Annotated in this window: 13 protein-coding genes; all 13 read right to left on the reverse strand. The window is 73.5% G+C overall.

The window, feature by feature from the left end:
• Nucleotides 1-24 precede the first annotated feature (24 nt).
• Entirely contained in the window at nt 25-3,621 is a 3,597-nt protein-coding gene (gene dnaE / locus MLUT_RS18255) for a DNA polymerase III subunit alpha (RefSeq protein ID WP_010078513.1), read from the reverse strand.
• Between the two features lie 107 nt (nt 3,622-3,728).
• Complete coding sequence (locus tag MLUT_RS18260) at nt 3,729-4,691, reverse strand: RluA family pseudouridine synthase (protein WP_012750913.1); 963 nt, start codon at nt 4,689-4,691, stop codon at nt 3,729-3,731.
• Nucleotides 4,692-4,695: 4 nt separating this feature from the next.
• Nucleotides 4,696-5,166: a signal peptidase II gene (lspA, locus tag MLUT_RS18265; RefSeq protein WP_010078511.1), complete on the reverse strand. Its 471-nt coding sequence runs from the start codon at nt 5,164-5,166 to the stop codon at nt 4,696-4,698.
• 56 nt (nt 5,167-5,222) lie between these two features.
• The gene (locus MLUT_RS18270) at nt 5,223-5,810 is read right to left on the reverse strand and encodes a DivIVA domain-containing protein (RefSeq protein WP_010078510.1); all 588 of its coding nucleotides are present in this window, start codon (nt 5,808-5,810) and stop codon (nt 5,223-5,225) included.
• 139 nt (nt 5,811-5,949) lie between these two features.
• Nucleotides 5,950-6,246 carry a YggT family protein gene (locus tag MLUT_RS18275; RefSeq protein WP_010078509.1) on the reverse strand — a complete coding sequence of 99 codons (297 nt, stop codon included), beginning with the start codon at nt 6,244-6,246 and terminating at the stop codon, nt 5,950-5,952.
• Nucleotides 6,247-6,253: 7 nt separating this feature from the next.
• Nucleotides 6,254-6,886: a cell division protein SepF gene (locus MLUT_RS18280; protein ID WP_010078508.1), complete on the reverse strand. Its 633-nt coding sequence runs from the start codon at nt 6,884-6,886 to the stop codon at nt 6,254-6,256.
• 110 nt (nt 6,887-6,996) lie between these two features.
• A complete protein-coding gene (locus MLUT_RS18285) occupies nt 6,997-7,785 on the reverse strand; it encodes a YggS family pyridoxal phosphate-dependent enzyme (protein WP_010078507.1) in 789 nt (262 codons plus the stop codon).
• On the reverse strand, nt 7,782-8,603 hold the full coding sequence (locus tag MLUT_RS18290; RefSeq protein ID WP_010078506.1) for a purine nucleoside phosphorylase YfiH/LACC1 family protein: 822 nt from the start codon (nt 8,601-8,603) through the stop codon (nt 7,782-7,784). The genes MLUT_RS18285 and MLUT_RS18290 overlap by 4 nt, the downstream gene beginning before the upstream one ends.
• Nucleotides 8,600-9,796 carry a cell division protein FtsZ gene (gene ftsZ, locus MLUT_RS18295; RefSeq protein WP_012750914.1) on the reverse strand — a complete coding sequence of 399 codons (1,197 nt, stop codon included), beginning with the start codon at nt 9,794-9,796 and terminating at the stop codon, nt 8,600-8,602. Before ftsZ ends, MLUT_RS18290 begins: the two co-directional genes overlap by 4 nt.
• A gap of 317 nt (nt 9,797-10,113) precedes the next feature.
• On the reverse strand, nt 10,114-10,842 hold the full coding sequence (locus MLUT_RS18300) for a cell division protein FtsQ/DivIB (protein WP_231936591.1): 729 nt from the start codon (nt 10,840-10,842) through the stop codon (nt 10,114-10,116).
• Nucleotides 10,843-10,895: 53 nt separating this feature from the next.
• Nucleotides 10,896-12,383: a UDP-N-acetylmuramate--L-alanine ligase gene (gene murC, locus MLUT_RS18305; protein WP_012750916.1), complete on the reverse strand. Its 1,488-nt coding sequence runs from the start codon at nt 12,381-12,383 to the stop codon at nt 10,896-10,898.
• Nucleotides 12,380-13,510, reverse strand: coding sequence for an undecaprenyldiphospho-muramoylpentapeptide beta-N-acetylglucosaminyltransferase (gene murG, locus MLUT_RS18310; RefSeq protein WP_010078501.1), 1,131 nt, complete (start codon nt 13,508-13,510; stop codon nt 12,380-12,382). The genes murC and murG overlap by 4 nt, the downstream gene beginning before the upstream one ends.
• Complete coding sequence (gene ftsW, locus MLUT_RS18315) at nt 13,507-14,799, reverse strand: putative lipid II flippase FtsW (protein WP_010078500.1); 1,293 nt, start codon at nt 14,797-14,799, stop codon at nt 13,507-13,509. Before ftsW ends, murG begins: the two co-directional genes overlap by 4 nt.
• Between the last annotated feature and the right edge of the window lie 38 nt (nt 14,800-14,837).

Consider the following 14,837-nt stretch of genomic DNA (forward strand, 5'->3'; position numbering starts at 1 on the left):
GGGGCACTCCCATGCTACGTCCGCTCAGCCGAGGCAGGCCGGACCCAGCAGGATCTTGAGGTCCCCGAACAGCGCCGGGTTCGGGCTCACCCGGAACTGCGGGCCCAGCTGGAACTCCTGCGTGGCACGCTGGCCCACCAGGGACAGCCGCACCTCCGAGGAGCCCTCGTGGGTGCGCAGCACGTCCGCCAGCTGGCCCATGACCTGCTCCGTGGCCTTGAACGCGGGCAGCGTGATCCGCACGGGGCCGCCGGGGCCGTCCGAGAGCTCCGGGATGGTCAGCTCCATCGCGGACAGGGACACCGACCCGTCGTCCCGGCGCTGCACCCTGCCCTTGACGGCGACGACGAGGTCCTCGGCCAGCATCATCGCAATGGGCGCGTACACCTGGCCGAAGAACATGACGTCCATCGAGCCGCCGAGGTCCTCGATCTCGCAGCGCGCGTACGCGTTGCCCGAGGATTTGGCGATGCGGCGCTCCAGCGTGGTGATCAGGCCCGCGATGGTGACGATCGCGCCGTCCGCGGGCCCGTCGTCGTCGAGGACGCGGCTGATCTGGACGTCGGCGTGCTGGGCCAGGACGCCGTCGAGGCCCTGCAGCGGATGGTCGGACACGTACAGGCCCAGCATCTCGCGCTCGAACGCGAGCTTCTCCTTCTTGGCCCACTCCGGCAGGTCCGGGACGGCGACGCCGTCCGCGGCGTCGGAGTCGTCCTCGTCGCCGCCGCCGGGCGCGAACAGGTCGAAGGTGAACTCGCCGTGGTCCTCCTTGCGCTTCTGCGCCACGGTGGCGTCCACGGCCTCCTCGTGCACGGCCAGCAGGGCGCGGCGGGCGTAGCCGAGGGAGTCGAAGGCGCCGGCCTTGATCATGGACTCGATGGTGCGCTTGTTGCACACCACGAGCGGCACCTTCGCCAGAAAGTCGCCGAAGCCCGTGTACGAACCCCCGTCCTCGCGCCCCTGGACCATGCCCTTGACCACGTTGGCGCCCACGTTGCGGACGGCGCCCATGCCGAAGCGGATGTCCCGGCCGACGGGGGTGAAGGTCAGGTGGGACTCGTTCACATCCGGGGGCAGCACCGTGATGCCCATGTGGCGGCACTCGTTGAGGTACATGGCCAGCTTGTCCTTGTCGTCGCCCACCGAGGTGAGCAGCGCCGCCATGTACTCCGCCGGGTAGTGCGCCTTGAGGTAGGCCGTCCAGTAGGAGACCAGGCCGTAGGCGGCCGAGTGCGCCTTGTTGAACGCGTAGTCCGAGAAGGGCAGCAGGATGTCCCACAGGGCCTTCACCGCGGCCTCCGAGTAGCCGCGGTCCAGCATGCCCTGGTGGAACGCCTCGTACTGCTTGTCCAGCTCCGACTTCTTCTTCTTGCCCATCGCGCGGCGCAGGATGTCGGCCTGGCCGAGCGAGTAGCCCGCCACCTTCTGGGCGATCGCCATGACCTGCTCCTGATACACGATCAGGCCGTAGGTGGTGTCCAGGATCTCCCGCAGCGGCTCCTCCAGCTCGGGGTGGATCGGGGTGATCTCCTGCTGCCCGTTCTTGCGCAGCGCGTAGTTGGTGTGGGAGTTCGCGCCCATGGGGCCGGGGCGGTACAGGGCGATGGTCGCCGAGATGTCCTCGAAGTTGTCCGGGCGCATCATCTTCAGCAGCGAACGCATGGGCCCGCCGTCGAGCTGGAACACGCCGAGGGTGTCGCCGCGGGCCAGCAGCTCGTAGGCCGCCGGGTCGTCCACGTCGAGGGTCTCCAGGTCCAGGTCCACGCCCTGGTTCGCCTTCACGTTCTCGATCGCGTCCGAGATGATCGTGAGGTTGCGCAGCCCCAGGAAGTCCATCTTGATCAGGCCCAGGGACTCCGCCATCGGGTAGTCGAACTGGGTGATGACCTGGCCGTCCTGGAGACGACGCATGATCGGGATGACGTCGATCACCGGCACCGAGGACATGATCACGCCGGCCGCGTGCACGCCCCACTGCCGCTTCAGACCCTCGAGACCCTTGGCGGTCTCGAAGACCTCCTTCGCCACCGGGTCCGTCGCGATCAGCTCGCGGAAGGGCGCGGCCTCCCCGTAGCGCGGGGCCGCGGGGTCCTCGATGTCCTTGAGCGGGATGTCCTTGGCCATCACCGCCGGCGGCAGCGCCTTGGTGAGGGACTCGCCCATCGAGAAGGGCTGGTCCATCACGCGGGCCGAGTCCTTCAGGGCCTGCTTGGTCTTGATGGTGCCGTACGTGACGATCATGGTGACGCGCTCGTCGCCGTACTTGCGGGTGACGTAGTCGATCACCTCGGAGCGACGGCGGTCGTCGAAGTCGACGTCGAAGTCGGGCATGGACACGCGGTCCGGGTTGAGGAACCGCTCGAAGATCAGCCCGTGCTTGAGCGGATCCAGGTCCGTGATGCGCAGCGCGTACGCCACCATCGACCCGGCGCCGGAGCCGCGGCCCGGGCCCACCCGGATGCCGTTCTCCTTGGCCCAGTTGATGAAGTCGGCCACGACGAGGAAGTACCCGGGGAAGCCCATCGAGATGATGACGTCCAGCTCGTAGTCCGCCTGCTTGCGCACGTGGTCCGGCACGCCGTCCGGGTAGCGGTAGGCCAGACCGGAGGCGACCTCCTTGATGAGCCAGCTGGTCTCGTCCTCACCCTCCGGCGTGGGGAAGACCGGCATGTAGTTGGCCTTCGTGTCGAACTCGACCTCGCACCGCTCGGCGATCAGCAGCGTGTTGTCGCAGGCCTCGGGCAGCTCCGCGAACAGCTCGCGCATCTGCCGCGGGGACTTCAGGTAGTACTCGGTGCCGGAGAACGCGAAGCGGGAGCCGCCCTGGTCGTAGCTGGGCTCGTTGAGCTTCGAGCCCGACTGCAGGGCCAGCAGCGCCTCGTGCGCCTTGGCGTCGTGCTCGTGCGTGTAGTGCAGGTCGTTCGTGGCCACGAACGGCAGGCCCAGGTCCTTGGCGAGCCGACGCAGGTCCGTCACCACCCGGCGCTCGATGTCGAGGCCGTGGTGCATGATCTCGCAGTAGTAGTTGTCCTTGCCGAAGATGTCCCGGAAGTCCGAGGCCGCCTGCATCGCCTCCCGGTACTGGCCCAGGCGCAGGCGCGTCTGCACCTCGCCCGAGGGGCAGCCCGTGGTGGCGATCAGGCCCTTCGAGTACTGGCTCAGCAGCTCCCGGTCCAGCCGCGGCCACTTGGCGTACACCGAGTCCAGCGAGGCGATCGAGCCCATCCGGAACAGGTTGTGCATCCCCTCGGTGGTCTCGCTCAGCAGCGTCATGTGCGTGTAGGCACCGCCGCCGGACACGTCGTCCCCCCGCTGGTGGGGCTCGCCCCAGCGGGTCTTCTCCTTGTCCGTGCGGTGCTGCTGCCCGGGGGCCACGTAGGCCTCGAGCCCGATGATCGGCTTGACGCCCGCCGCCTTCGCCTTGGACCAGAAGTCGTAGGCGCCGAAGAGGTAGCCGTGGTCCGTGATGGCCAGCGAGTCCATGCCCAGCCGCTGGGCCTCGGCGAACAGGTCGTCCAGCTTCGCGGCGCCGTCGAGCATGGAGTACTCGGTGTGCGTGTGCAGGTGGACGAAGCCGCCGTCCTTCACGGCGTCGGGGCGGGCGTCGGCGGACACGGTCATGCGGGGTGGGCCTTTCGACGGGGAGGACGGCGGGGCCGCACCAGCCTACTCGTGGTGCCCGGGCGGCGGGGCCGGACCGGGACGGGGGTCACGTCGACGGCGCCGGGTCAGTCCTCGTCGCCGCGCAGCGCCGCCAGGGCGTGGGCGAGGTCGTCCGGATACGGGGAGGTGATCGTCACCGGCTCCCCCGTGACCGGGTGCGGGAACGCCAGCCGGTGGGCGTGCAGCCACTGGCGCGTCAGCCCGAGCTCGGCCGCCAGGCGCGGATCCGCCCCGTACGTGAGGTCGCCGACGCACGGGTGGCGCAGCGCCGAGGTGTGCACGCGGATCTGGTGGGTGCGCCCGGTCTCCAGGTGGACCTCGAGCAGGGTGCCCCGGCCGAACACCTCAAGCGTCTCGTAGTGGGTCACGGACGGCCGGCCGTCGTCGAGCACCGCGAACTTCCAGTGGTGGCCGGGATGCCGCCCGATGGGCGCGTCCACGGTGCCGCTCAGCGGGTCCGGGATGCCCTGGACCACGGCGTGGTAGACCTTCTCCGGCACGCGCTCGCGGAACTGGTCCTTCATGGCCGTGTAGGCGCGCTCGGTCTTGGCCACGACCATGACCCCGGTGGTGCCGACGTCGAGCCGGTGCACGATCCCCTGGCGCTCGGGGGCGCCCGAGGTGGTGATGTCGTAGCCGAGGGCGGCCAGGGCGCCCACCACGGTGGGCCCGACCCAGCCGGGCGAGGGGTGCGCGGCCACGCCGGTGGGCTTGTCCACGGCCACCAGGTCATCGTCCTCGTACAGGATGCTCAGCGCGTCCACGCGCTCTGCCCTCACTTCCAGGGGGTCGGGGTCGTCGGGGACGTCGACGGCCAGGGTCTCCCCCGCCACGGCCTTCGCGGACTTGGCCAGGACGCGGTCTCGGCGGCCGGAGCGCGACTCGGCCCGCACCAGGCCCCGGGAGAACCAGTCCGCCAGCAGCGAGCGGGAGACGCCGAACGCGTCGGCGAGCACCGCGTCGACCCGTCGGCCCGCCTCGGCCTCGGCGACCTGGAGCCGCTCGGTGAGTCCCGGTCTCATGCCCATGTCCTCACGCCTCCCGTGTGCCGTCCAGGCGGCGGCCGGTCATCACGAGCAGGGCGACGCCGATGACGGAGCAGACGATGAACGAGTCCGCCACGTTGAAGATCGCGAAATGCGGGACGGAGATCATGTCGACCACGTGGCCGCGCCCGAACGCCGGGGGCCGGAACAGCCGGTCCGTGAGGTTGCCGAGCACGCCGCCGGCGAGCCCGCCCAGCGCCAGGGCCCACGGCGTCGAGCGCACGCGGGCGATCCCCACGAGGGCGGCCACCGCCACCACGGCTTGGATGACGGTGAACACCCAGGTGTGGTCCTCGCCGATGGAGAACGCCGCGCCCGGGTTCAGGATGTAGTGCCAGCGCAGCACCCCGGGGATCACCGCGACGGAGTCCCCCAGCTGCATCGTGCTCTCGACCGCGTACTTGGTCAGCTGGTCGAGGGCGTAGGCCAGCACCGCCACGACGAGGGCGGTGAGCACGGCTCGCCGGCCCGCGCGAGGGGATCGCGGGGCCGGCGTGGCGTCGACGGCTCGGCTCACGCCGTGGGCGTGGGGGGCTCGACGCGCTTCTGGGCGCGGATCTCGCGCAGCTGGCCCTCGATGTAGGAGGTGAGGCGGCTGCGGTAGTCGGTCTCGAAGCTGCGCAGCTGCTCGACCTCGCCCTCCAGGCCGGCCCTCTCCTCGGCCAGGGCCTCGAGCGTGCGGGCCTTCTGCTCCTCGGCGTCGCTGACGAGCCGGGCCGCGGTGGCCTCGGCCTCGGCGACGAGCTCGGTGCTGCGCTGCTCGCCTGCGGCGACGTGCTCGTCATGCAGACGCTGGGCCATGGCCAGGACGCCGGCGGCGGAGGTCGCGGCCGCGTCGGCGGCCTCGGGGGCGGCGGCCGGGGCCGGCTCCTCGACGGGGGACGGCGTCTCGGCGGCCTCCGGGGTGTCTGCAGCCGGGGCGGCGCCGCCGGCGCGCAGCTCCGCATTCTCGGACTCGAGCTGCTCGTTGAGGGCGATCAGGCGCTTGAACTCCGCCACGATCTCGTCGAGGAAGTCATCCACCTCGGTCTGGTCGTAGCCCTCGCGGAACTTCGTGGGCTGGAACTGCTTGTTGACCACGTCTTCCCAGGACAGCGCCATGGAACCGTCTCGCTCTCTGCTCGATGCTCGGGGACTGCCGGGCGGCCCGGCGCGTCGGCGGTCGGCGCGCCGGTGAGTGGCGACGCCGACCCTGCCGCGAAGACTACCACCGGGGCCGACAGCCGCCCCGGGCCGCGGGTCAGGCCACGCCGGCCAGGCTCAGCACCAGGACCCGCAGCAGCACGACGCCGAGGAACACGATGAGGAAGGCCACGTCCAGGCCGATGCCGCCCAGGTTCACCGGCGGCACGGCACGACGCACGGGGCGCAGCAATGGATCGGTGGCCCCGTACACGCCGCTGGCCAGCACGAGGGCCGCCCCGGTGGGGCGCCAGTGGCGGGCGAACGACTGGGTGACGTCCAGGACGATCCGCACGGTCAGCGCCGCGAGCACCACCGTCAGGGCGATGTAGGCGAGGGCGAGGAGCAGCTGCATGGGCACCTCAGTCGCCGTCGAACGGGGAGTCGGCTACGCTGGACTCGCCCTGCTCGGCGCCGACGACGTCCACGGTGGCCGGGGTCAGCAGGAACACCTTGCTGGTGATGCGGGAGATCGAGCCGTGCAGGCCGAAGACGAGGCCGGCCGCGAAGTCCACGAGGCGCTTGGCCTCGTTCTCACCGAGGTCGGTCACGTTCATGATCACGGGGACGCCGGAGCGGAAGGACTCGCCGATCGCCTTCGCGTCGTTGTAGGAGCGGGGGTGGACGGTGGACAGGGTGTGCACGGAGGCTCCTTCGGCAGACGACGCTGCGGCTCGCTTGATGGGGGTCACCGGGGCCCGGTAGCCCGGGTCGACCGGCTCGGGACGCGCCGGACGCCGGGGTTCGACGGGCTCGGCCGCGGTGGAGCCGGACGGGGTCACGGGCTCCGGCCGCTCGGCCGGCTCGGGATCGCGGACCGCAGCCGGGCGGACGGCCTCCATGTGGGGGTCGGTGTCCGGCTCCGCGGGGCGGCGCGCCTCGACGACCTCGTGTCGGGGCGCGGCCTCCCGCTCGGCGGCACGCGGCTGCTCGTCGTACTCGTCGCCGTCGGCCAAGCCGAGGTAGATCATCGTCTTCTTCAGGGCGCCAGCCATGAGTCTTCCTTCACCACGTCCTCCGGCCCCGGGGGCCGCCGTCGTTCGTCGTCGGTGCGCGTGCGTCCGCACGGTCCTGTCGCGTCCCGCCGGGACGCGCGGGGTCAACGTTAGCCCACCGCGTCCCGCGCCCCCAGAACGTCGGAGCCGATGCGCACCTGTGTCGCCCCGGCGCGCACGGCCGCCTCGAGGTCCGCGCTCATCCCCATGGACAGTGCGGTGGCCTCCGGATGCGTCTGCCGCAGGTGCGCGCCGAGTGCGGCGAGGCGGCGGAACGCGTCCTCCGGGTCCAGGCCGCGCGGTGCCACGCACATCAGCCCGCCCAGCCGCAGGCCCGGCAGGCCTGCGATGGCGTCCGTGAGGGCGGGGACGTCCTCGGGGCGGGCGCCGCCGCGCGGGCCGATCCCCTCGGGGCGGTCCTCGTCGGCGCGGTCGTCGACGTCCACCTGCACGAGGCACTCCAGGTCGGGGATCGCGGCCTCGGGCTCGCGCTCGCGCCGCAGCAGGAGCGCTCGCGAGAGCGCCTCGGCCAGTTCGGGTCGGTCCACCGACTCCACCACGGACGCGTAGCGCACCACGTACTTGGCCTTGTTGGTCTGCAGCTGGCCCACGAAGTGCCAGCGCGGGGCGTCCGCCCCCAGGGCCGCGGCGACGGCCTCGGCCTTGGGCCGGGCCTCCTGGTCGCGGTTCTCCCCCACGTCGGTCACGCCGAGGGCGGCGAGGCGCACGACGTCCTCGGCGGGGTGGGTCTTGGTCACGACGACGAGCGCGGGCTCCGCCTCGCGCCCGGCGTCCCGCGCGGCGTCGGCGAGGCGGGCGCGCACCGCGGCGAGCGCGTCGGCGATCTCCCGGGTGCGGGGGTCCGTCGGGGTCGGCCCGGCGGTGGCGGGGGCGGTCATGCCTCTCCTCTCGGGGTGGTGGCGTCGGGGTCGGTGTGCCAGACGAGGCCGGCGAACCTGCCCTCACCGGGCGCCCGGCGGTGCGAGAACAGGCGTTCGTCCTCGCGCGTGCACACGTCGATCGTCGCGGTGGCCACCCCGCGGGCGCGGAGGACCTGTGCGGCGCCGGCAGGCAGGTCGAGGGCGGGGGTGCCCCAGGACGTGGTGGCCGCGGTCGCCGGGAGGCGGGCGGCGGCCTCGCCGCGCATGGCGGCGGGCACCTCGTAGCAGCGGCCGCACACGCCGGGGCCGATCCAGGCGCGCAGGCCGGGACCGGTCCGGTCGGTCTCCGGGCGCAGGGAGAGCAGCCGATCGACGGTCGCCTCCAGGACGCCGTCCAGCAGCCCGCGCCGCCCGGCGTGGGCCACGGCGGTCGCGCCGGTCGTCTCGTCGACGACGACCACGGGGAGGCAGTCGGCCACCATGACGGCCAGCGGCCGGGACCCGTCGCGGCTCACGGCGGCGTCGGCCACGGGGGCCGGGGCACCGCCGCGCCCGGGTCCGTCCGCCCACACGACGTCGGCCGAGTGCACCTGGTCCAGATAGAGCGTGGCGCCCTCGGGGACCCCCATCACGCGCTCCAGGGCGCGACGGGCGGCGCTGACGCGAGCGGGCCCCTCGGCCTCGTCCGGCGGGACCACGTGCAGCGCGAGGTTGCCGGCGGCCACGGACGTCCAGGCCACGTGCACGGCGCCCGTCGCCGTGCGGACGGTCTCGCGGTGCACGAAGGGGCCGGCGGGGACCCGTGCGGTCCCGGCCGGCCCCCCCGCGGCCGTCACTTGAGGAAGTCCGGGACGTCCAGGTCCGAGGACCCGGCGCCGAGGTCCGGCTCCACCACGGTGGGCAGGTCCTGCTGGCGGCGCGGCTGCTGCTCCTGCGGGGCCAGCGGCACGGTGCCGCGCACGGCGGGGCGCTCGGCCTGCTGCGGCTGGGCGGGGACGGGCTGCGGCTGCGCGGGGGCCGCGGCCCGCTGCGGGGCCGCCTGCTGCTGCGCGGCCTGCGGGGCGGCCGGGGCGGAGGTGACGTCCACCTTGTCGAAGCCCGCGGCGATCACGGTCACGCGCACCTCGTCGCCGAGGGCGTCGTCGATGACCGCGCCGAAGATGATGTTGGCCTCCGGGTGGGCGACCTCCTGGACGAGGCGCGCGGCCTCGTTGATCTCGAAGAGGCCGAGGTCGGAGCCGCCCTGGATGGAGAGCAGCACGCCGTACGCGCCGTCGACGGAGGCCTCGAGCAGCGGCGAGGCGATCGCCAGCTCGGCCGCCTTGACGGCGCGGTCCTCGCCCTGCGCGTGGCCGATGCCCATGAGCGCGGAGCCCGCGCCCTGCATCACGGACTTCACGTCCGCGAAGTCGAGGTTGATCAGGCCCGGGGTGGTGATCAGGTCGGTGATGCCCTGGACGCCGGAGAGGAGCACCTGGTCCGCCTGCCGGAAGGCGTCCATGACCGAGACGTTGCGGTCCGAGATGGACAGCAGGCGGTCGTTCGGGATCACGATGAGGGTGTCGACCTCGTCCCGCAGGGCGTCGATGCCTGCCTCGGCGGAGCCGGCGCGACGGCGGCCCTCGAACGTGAACGGACGGGTCACGACGCCGATGGTCAGGGCGCCGAGCGAGCGCGCGATGCGGGCCACGACGGGCGCCCCGCCCGTGCCGGTGCCGCCGCCCTCGCCCGCGGTCACGAACACCATGTCCGCGCCCCGCAGGACCTCCTCGATCTCCTCCGCGTGGTCCTCGGCGGCCTGGCGGCCCACCTCGGGGTTCGCGCCCGCGCCGAGTCCACGGGTGAGCTCGCGGCCCACGTCCAGCTTCACGTCCGCGTCCGACATCAGCAGCGCCTGGGCGTCCGTGTTGATGGCGATGAACTCCACGCCGCGGAGCCCCACCTCGATCATGCGGTTCACGGCGTTCACGCCGCCGCCGCCGATGCCGACGACCTTGATGACGGCCAGGTAGTTCTGGGGTGCAGCCACGGTGTTGGTTCCCTTTGTTCGAGATCTCGAGAGGTCAGCGCGAGGCACATCGCCCCGGTGATCGGCGGCCACCCGGGGTGGACACCTTCAAGCACAGCGTGAAGCGAGCCTCGCGCGCGTTCGAGTCCACCGTACTGGGAGGCCCGCGTCACGTGCAAAAGAAAACGGCGTGTCCACGCGGAAAAGGCGGCCTCCGCATCAACCTTCACGTGAGGCTCCAAGGACCAGCCGCCGCGGTACTGGCACCCCGACGCGCGCGAGACCCCGCGCCCCGACCTTCACCTTCACGTTCTACTGGAGACTCCTGCGGCCCCGGTTCAGCGCGTGATCGGGCGCGTGGGCACGGAGACGTCGATCTCGGCGACGCCACCCTCCGCGGACCCGTGCCGCTCGTCCGCCAGGAACGCCTCGGCCACGGACCCCTTGAGGCCCGCATCCTGCGCGTCGCCCCAGACCAGGGTCACCCCGCCCTCGAGCGCCAGACGGACCTGGCCCGGGCCCCGGGAGTCGGCCGTCTCGACACGATCCGCCACGGACTCCGGCAGGGCGGCCAGCACCTCGGCCACCTCGGCGCGCTCCTCCTGCGCCCGCTGCGGCAGCTCCTCGGAGAACGCGGGGAGGTCCTCGCCCTCGAGCCGTTCCTCCGGCACTCCCGTCAGGACGGTGCCGTCCGCGAGCAGCAGCTGCACGCCGTCGCCGCCATCCCGCCGGGCCCGTGCCTCGTGCTCCCGGACCACGACCTCCAGGCCGGTGGGCAGGCGGGGCACGGCCTGGACCTCGGCCACTCCGGGCAGACCACCGACCAGCTCGCCCACACGGCCGGCGCCGACGCAGGACAGCGGCACGCCGTACACGGGCTCCAGGCGCTCCTGGACGTCGGTGGCGGAGACATGGCGGGTGCCGGTGACCTCGACGCGGTCCACCGCGAGCACGGGCGAGAAGAACACGACCCAGCCCAGGGCGGTCAGCACCGCGAGCACCGCGGCCGCCACACCCCAGCGCATAGCGCGGCGCCGGCGCGCGGTGCGGCCCGGGAATCGGACCACGGTGGAGGCGTCGGCCCCGGGCGGTGCGACCGGCGACGTCCCGCGGCCGAGCCTCACGGGTGGGCGACGCCGGGCGCCGCGTCCCGGCCGAGCTCGGCCAGCACGTCCGCACCCAGGGCGGTGACGTCCCCCGCGCCCATCGTCAGGACGACGTCGCCGGCCGTGGCGCCCGCCGCGAGCGAGCGCACCGCCTCGGCGCGGTCCTCGGCGACGACACGGTCCTCGGCGGCGCCCGTGGTGAGGCGGGAGGCGATGAGGGACGAGTCGACGCCGGGCATCGGCTCCTCCCGAGCCGCGTACACGGGCAGCACGCGCACCGCGTCCGCCCCGGAGAGGGCGGCGGCGAACTCGGCGGCGAAGTCCCGGGTGCGGGAGAACAGGTGGGGCTGGAACAGGACGTGCACGCGGGCGTCGGCGGCCACGGCACGGCCGGCGGAGACCGCGGCGGCCACCTCCGTGGGATGGTGCGCGTAGTCGTCGAAGACCCGCACGCCGCGCGCGGCGCCGCGGAACTCGAAGCGGCGGGCCGTGCCCCGGAAGGCCTCCACGCCCCGCACGGCGGCCTCGAAGGCCATGCCCGCCCGGACGGCGGCCAGGACCACGGCGGCGGCGTTCAGCGCGTTGTGCCGGCCGGGCACCTGCAGGTGCAGGGTGCGCGCCGGGCCGTCCGCCATCCGGAACGTGGCGCGCTGGCCCACTCCGGTCTCGCCCGGCTCCACCGCGAGGTCGGTGACCAGCAGGTCCGGCGCCACGCCGTCACGGGGCGCCGAGCCGTAGGTCACGACGTCGGCGGCCGCGTGCTCCCGGGCCCACGCGGCCAGGTCCGCCGCGCCGGCGTCGTCGAGGCAGGCCACGAGGACCCCGCCCTGGGCGGCGGCCGGCAACCCGCCCGCGAAGTCCCGGAAGACCTGGTGCACCGCCTCCTCGGTCCCGTAGTGGTCCAGGTGGTCGGCCTCCACGGTCGTGACGATCCCGATCGTGCTCGGGTAGTTCACCAGGGTGCCGTCGGACTCGTCGGCCTCCGCGATGAACCACTCGCCCTGTCCCGCCCTGGCGTTGGTGCCGAGCCCGGCGACGGCGGCGCCGACCGCGAACGTGGGGTCCCAGCCGGCGTCGGAGAAGGCCATGGCCGCCATGGAGGACGTGGTGGTCTTCCCGTGCGTGCCGGCGACGGCCAGCACCCGGTGGCCGCGCATGGCCAGGGCAAGGCCCTCGGAACGGTGCAGCACGCGCAGTCCGCGCGCCACGGCGGCGTCGTGCTCCGGGTTGCCCGGCCCGGCGATCGAGGAGGCGATCACCGTGGTGACGTCCCGGCCGAGGTGCGCCGCGTCGTAGCCGACCGTGATCCGGGCGCCGCCCGCGGCGAGCTCGCGCATCACGGGCAGGTCCTTCGCGTCGGAGCCGGACACCGCGACGCCTTGCTCCTGCAGGATGCGGGCGACCCCCGACACGCCGACGCCGCCGATCCCCAGCAGGTGCACGCGGCCCAGGTCGGCGAAGCGGCCCTCGGCCGCGGGACGGGTGCTCTCGTCTCGGCTCATCGCCGGGCTCCTTCCTGGGCGGCCGAGCGCACGAGGCCGGCCATGGTGACGTCCGCGTCCCGGACGCCGAAGCGGGCGGCCGCCTCCCCCATGCGCGCGAGACGCTCGGGGTCGGTCGCCAGCGGGATCAGCTGACGCTGCACCCATGCGCGCCCGAAGGCGTCGTCACGGACGAGCAGCGCGCCCTCCGCCTCCACCACGGGGCGGGCGTTGAGCGCCTGCTCGCCGTTGCCGATGGGCAGGGGGACGTAGACGGCGGGCAGGCCGACCGCGGACACCTCGCAGACCGTGCCGGCGCCCGAGCGGGCCACGATCAGGTCGGCGGCGGCGTAGGCCTGCTCCATGCCCGCCAAGTACTCCCGCTGGACGTAGCCGTCCCGGACCAGCAGGCTGCCGTCGTCCTCGGTGAGGGCCTTGTCCCGACCGGTCAGGTGGAACACCTGCAGACCGGCGTCCAGGAGGTCGCCCAGCGCGGCGCGCACGGTGCGGTTCACGGCCAGCGCACCCGAGCTGCCGCCGGTCACCACGACGGTGGTCCGGTCCGGGTCCAGGCCGAGGGCCTCACGGGCGGCACGGCGGGCGGCCGCCCGGTCCAGGCCGGAGATCTCGGGGCGCATCGGCATGCCCACCCAGCGGGCGCCGCGGAGGCGGGTGTCCGGCAGGGCGGTGCCGACGTGCGTGGCCCGCAGGGCGCCGATGCGGTTGGCCAGGCCGGGGCGGGCGTTGGCCTCGTGGACCACCACGGGCACACCGGCCCGGAACGCGGCGAGGTACACGGGCGTGGCGACGTAGCCGCCCACGCCCACGACGACGTCGGCGCGCCGGTCCCGCAGGATCCGGGCCGCCGTGGCGACCGCGGCGCGCATGCGGGCCGGGAAGCGGACGACGTCCATCGACGGGCGGCGCGGCATCGGGACCCGGTCGATCAGGTCGAGCTCGTAGCCCGCCTCGGGGACGAGACGCGTCTCCATGCCGGAGGCGGTGCCGACCATGGTGCACTCGACGGGTCCGCCGCCGTCGCCCTCCAGGGCGCGGGCGATCGCGAGCATCGGGGAGATGTGGCCGGCGGTGCCGCCGCCGGCCAGCACCACCCGCAGGGGTCCGGAGGGATGAGAGGTCTGCGTCATCGGGGCTCCTGGAGGGCGGGGGTGGGGATCACGGGGAGGGGGTCGGTGTCCGGCTCGTCCGCCTGCGGGCGGGCGTCCGGCTGCGCGGCACGGCGGCGCTCGTGACGGGCGAAGGCCAGCACGATGCCGACCGCGCTCAAGGACAGGGTGAGCGCGGAACCACCATAGGAGATGAAGGGCAGCGGGACGCCCACCACGGGGATGACCCCGGAGACCATCGCGATGTTGACGAACGCCTGACCCACCAGCCAGGCCAGGATCCCCCACGTGGACAGGCGGATGAACGTGGACGTGGTCCCGGCGGCGACGCGGTAGATGCCGATCGCCAGGCCGAGGTAGGCCAGCAGCACCACCAGCGTGCCCACGAGCCCGAGCTCCTCGCCGAGGATGGTGAAGATGAAGTCGTTCTCGGCCTCCGGGATGTAGCTCCACTTCTGGCGGGACTGGCCGAGGCCCGCGCCCCACCAGTTGCCCGAGGCCAGGGCGTACATCCCGTGCGCCGGCTGGAAGCAGGGGTCGGTGGCGTCCGAGCAGTCCCCCATCCAGGCCTGAACCCGGACCATGCGGTGCGGGGCGAGGAGGGTCAGGGCCAGGATGCCCAGCACGCTCAGCGCCAGGAAGGTGAGGAAGACCCCCCAGTGGGTGCCGGCCACGTACAGCACCGTGGCCAGCACGATCGCGAGGATGATCGCGGTCCCGAGGTCGCTGCCCGCCATCACCAGGCCCAGCAGCAGCAGGCCGCCGGGCAGCACCGGGATCAGCGCGTGCCGCACCTGGGTGACGAGGCGGTGCTTGCGCTCCAGGACCGCCGCCGCCCACAGGGCCAGGGCGAGCTTGGCGGCCTCGGAGGGCTGCATCCGGAACCCGCCGATGCCCAGCCAGTTGCGATTGCCGCCCACGGTGACGCCGAGCGGGGAGAACGCGACCAGCGCGAGCAGGATCACGGCCACGCCGAACGCCGGCCAGGCGAGCGCCTTGAAGACGCGCACCGGCAGGCGCGAGAACACGAGCAGGGCCGCCACGCCCGCCACCGCCCAGGCGCTCTGGCGCAGGAACAGCGCGTACGAGCCGCCGCCGGTGCCGATCGCCTCGACGGAGGACGAGGAGAGCACCATCACGAGCCCCAGCACGGTGAGCAGGGCGGTGCAGCCGCTGATGAGCAGGACCGACAGGTCGAGGGCGCGGCGACCCTCGAGGACCCGCCACATCCGGTGCAGGAGCCGCTCCCGGTGCTCGGGGGCGTCGTCGTCCGCGCGGGGGCGGACCGGGCGGAGCTCGATCGGGGACATGGCCCTCCTCACGGGGGAAGCGAGACGGTCGGGTGGGC

It is taken from the genome of Micrococcus luteus NCTC 2665 (assembly GCF_000023205.1).
GTDB classification, from domain to species: Bacteria; Actinomycetota; Actinomycetes; order Actinomycetales; family Micrococcaceae; genus Micrococcus; species Micrococcus luteus.

What these genes read in the sequence shown, in the direction of transcription:
- MLUT_RS18285 (WP_010078507.1), bottom strand. Translation starts at nt 7,785, where the DNA reads ATGACCGCCCCCGCCACCGCCGGGCCGACCCCGACGGACCCCCGCACC.
- ftsW (WP_010078500.1), bottom strand. Translation starts at nt 14,799, where the DNA reads ATGTCCCCGATCGAGCTCCGCCCGGTCCGCCCCCGCGCGGACGACGAC.
- MLUT_RS18275 (WP_010078509.1), bottom strand. Translation starts at nt 6,246, where the DNA reads ATGCAGCTGCTCCTCGCCCTCGCCTACATCGCCCTGACGGTGGTGCTC.
- MLUT_RS18270 (WP_010078510.1), bottom strand. Translation starts at nt 5,810, where the DNA reads ATGGCGCTGTCCTGGGAAGACGTGGTCAACAAGCAGTTCCAGCCCACG.
- dnaE (WP_010078513.1), bottom strand. Translation starts at nt 3,621, where the DNA reads ATGACCGTGTCCGCCGACGCCCGCCCCGACGCCGTGAAGGACGGCGGC.
- MLUT_RS18260 (WP_012750913.1), bottom strand. Translation starts at nt 4,691, where the DNA reads ATGGGCATGAGACCGGGACTCACCGAGCGGCTCCAGGTCGCCGAGGCC.
- MLUT_RS18280 (WP_010078508.1), bottom strand. Translation starts at nt 6,886, where the DNA reads ATGGCTGGCGCCCTGAAGAAGACGATGATCTACCTCGGCTTGGCCGAC.
- murC (WP_012750916.1), bottom strand. Translation starts at nt 12,383, where the DNA reads ATGAGCCGAGACGAGAGCACCCGTCCCGCGGCCGAGGGCCGCTTCGCC.
- murG (WP_010078501.1), bottom strand. Translation starts at nt 13,510, where the DNA reads ATGACGCAGACCTCTCATCCCTCCGGACCCCTGCGGGTGGTGCTGGCC.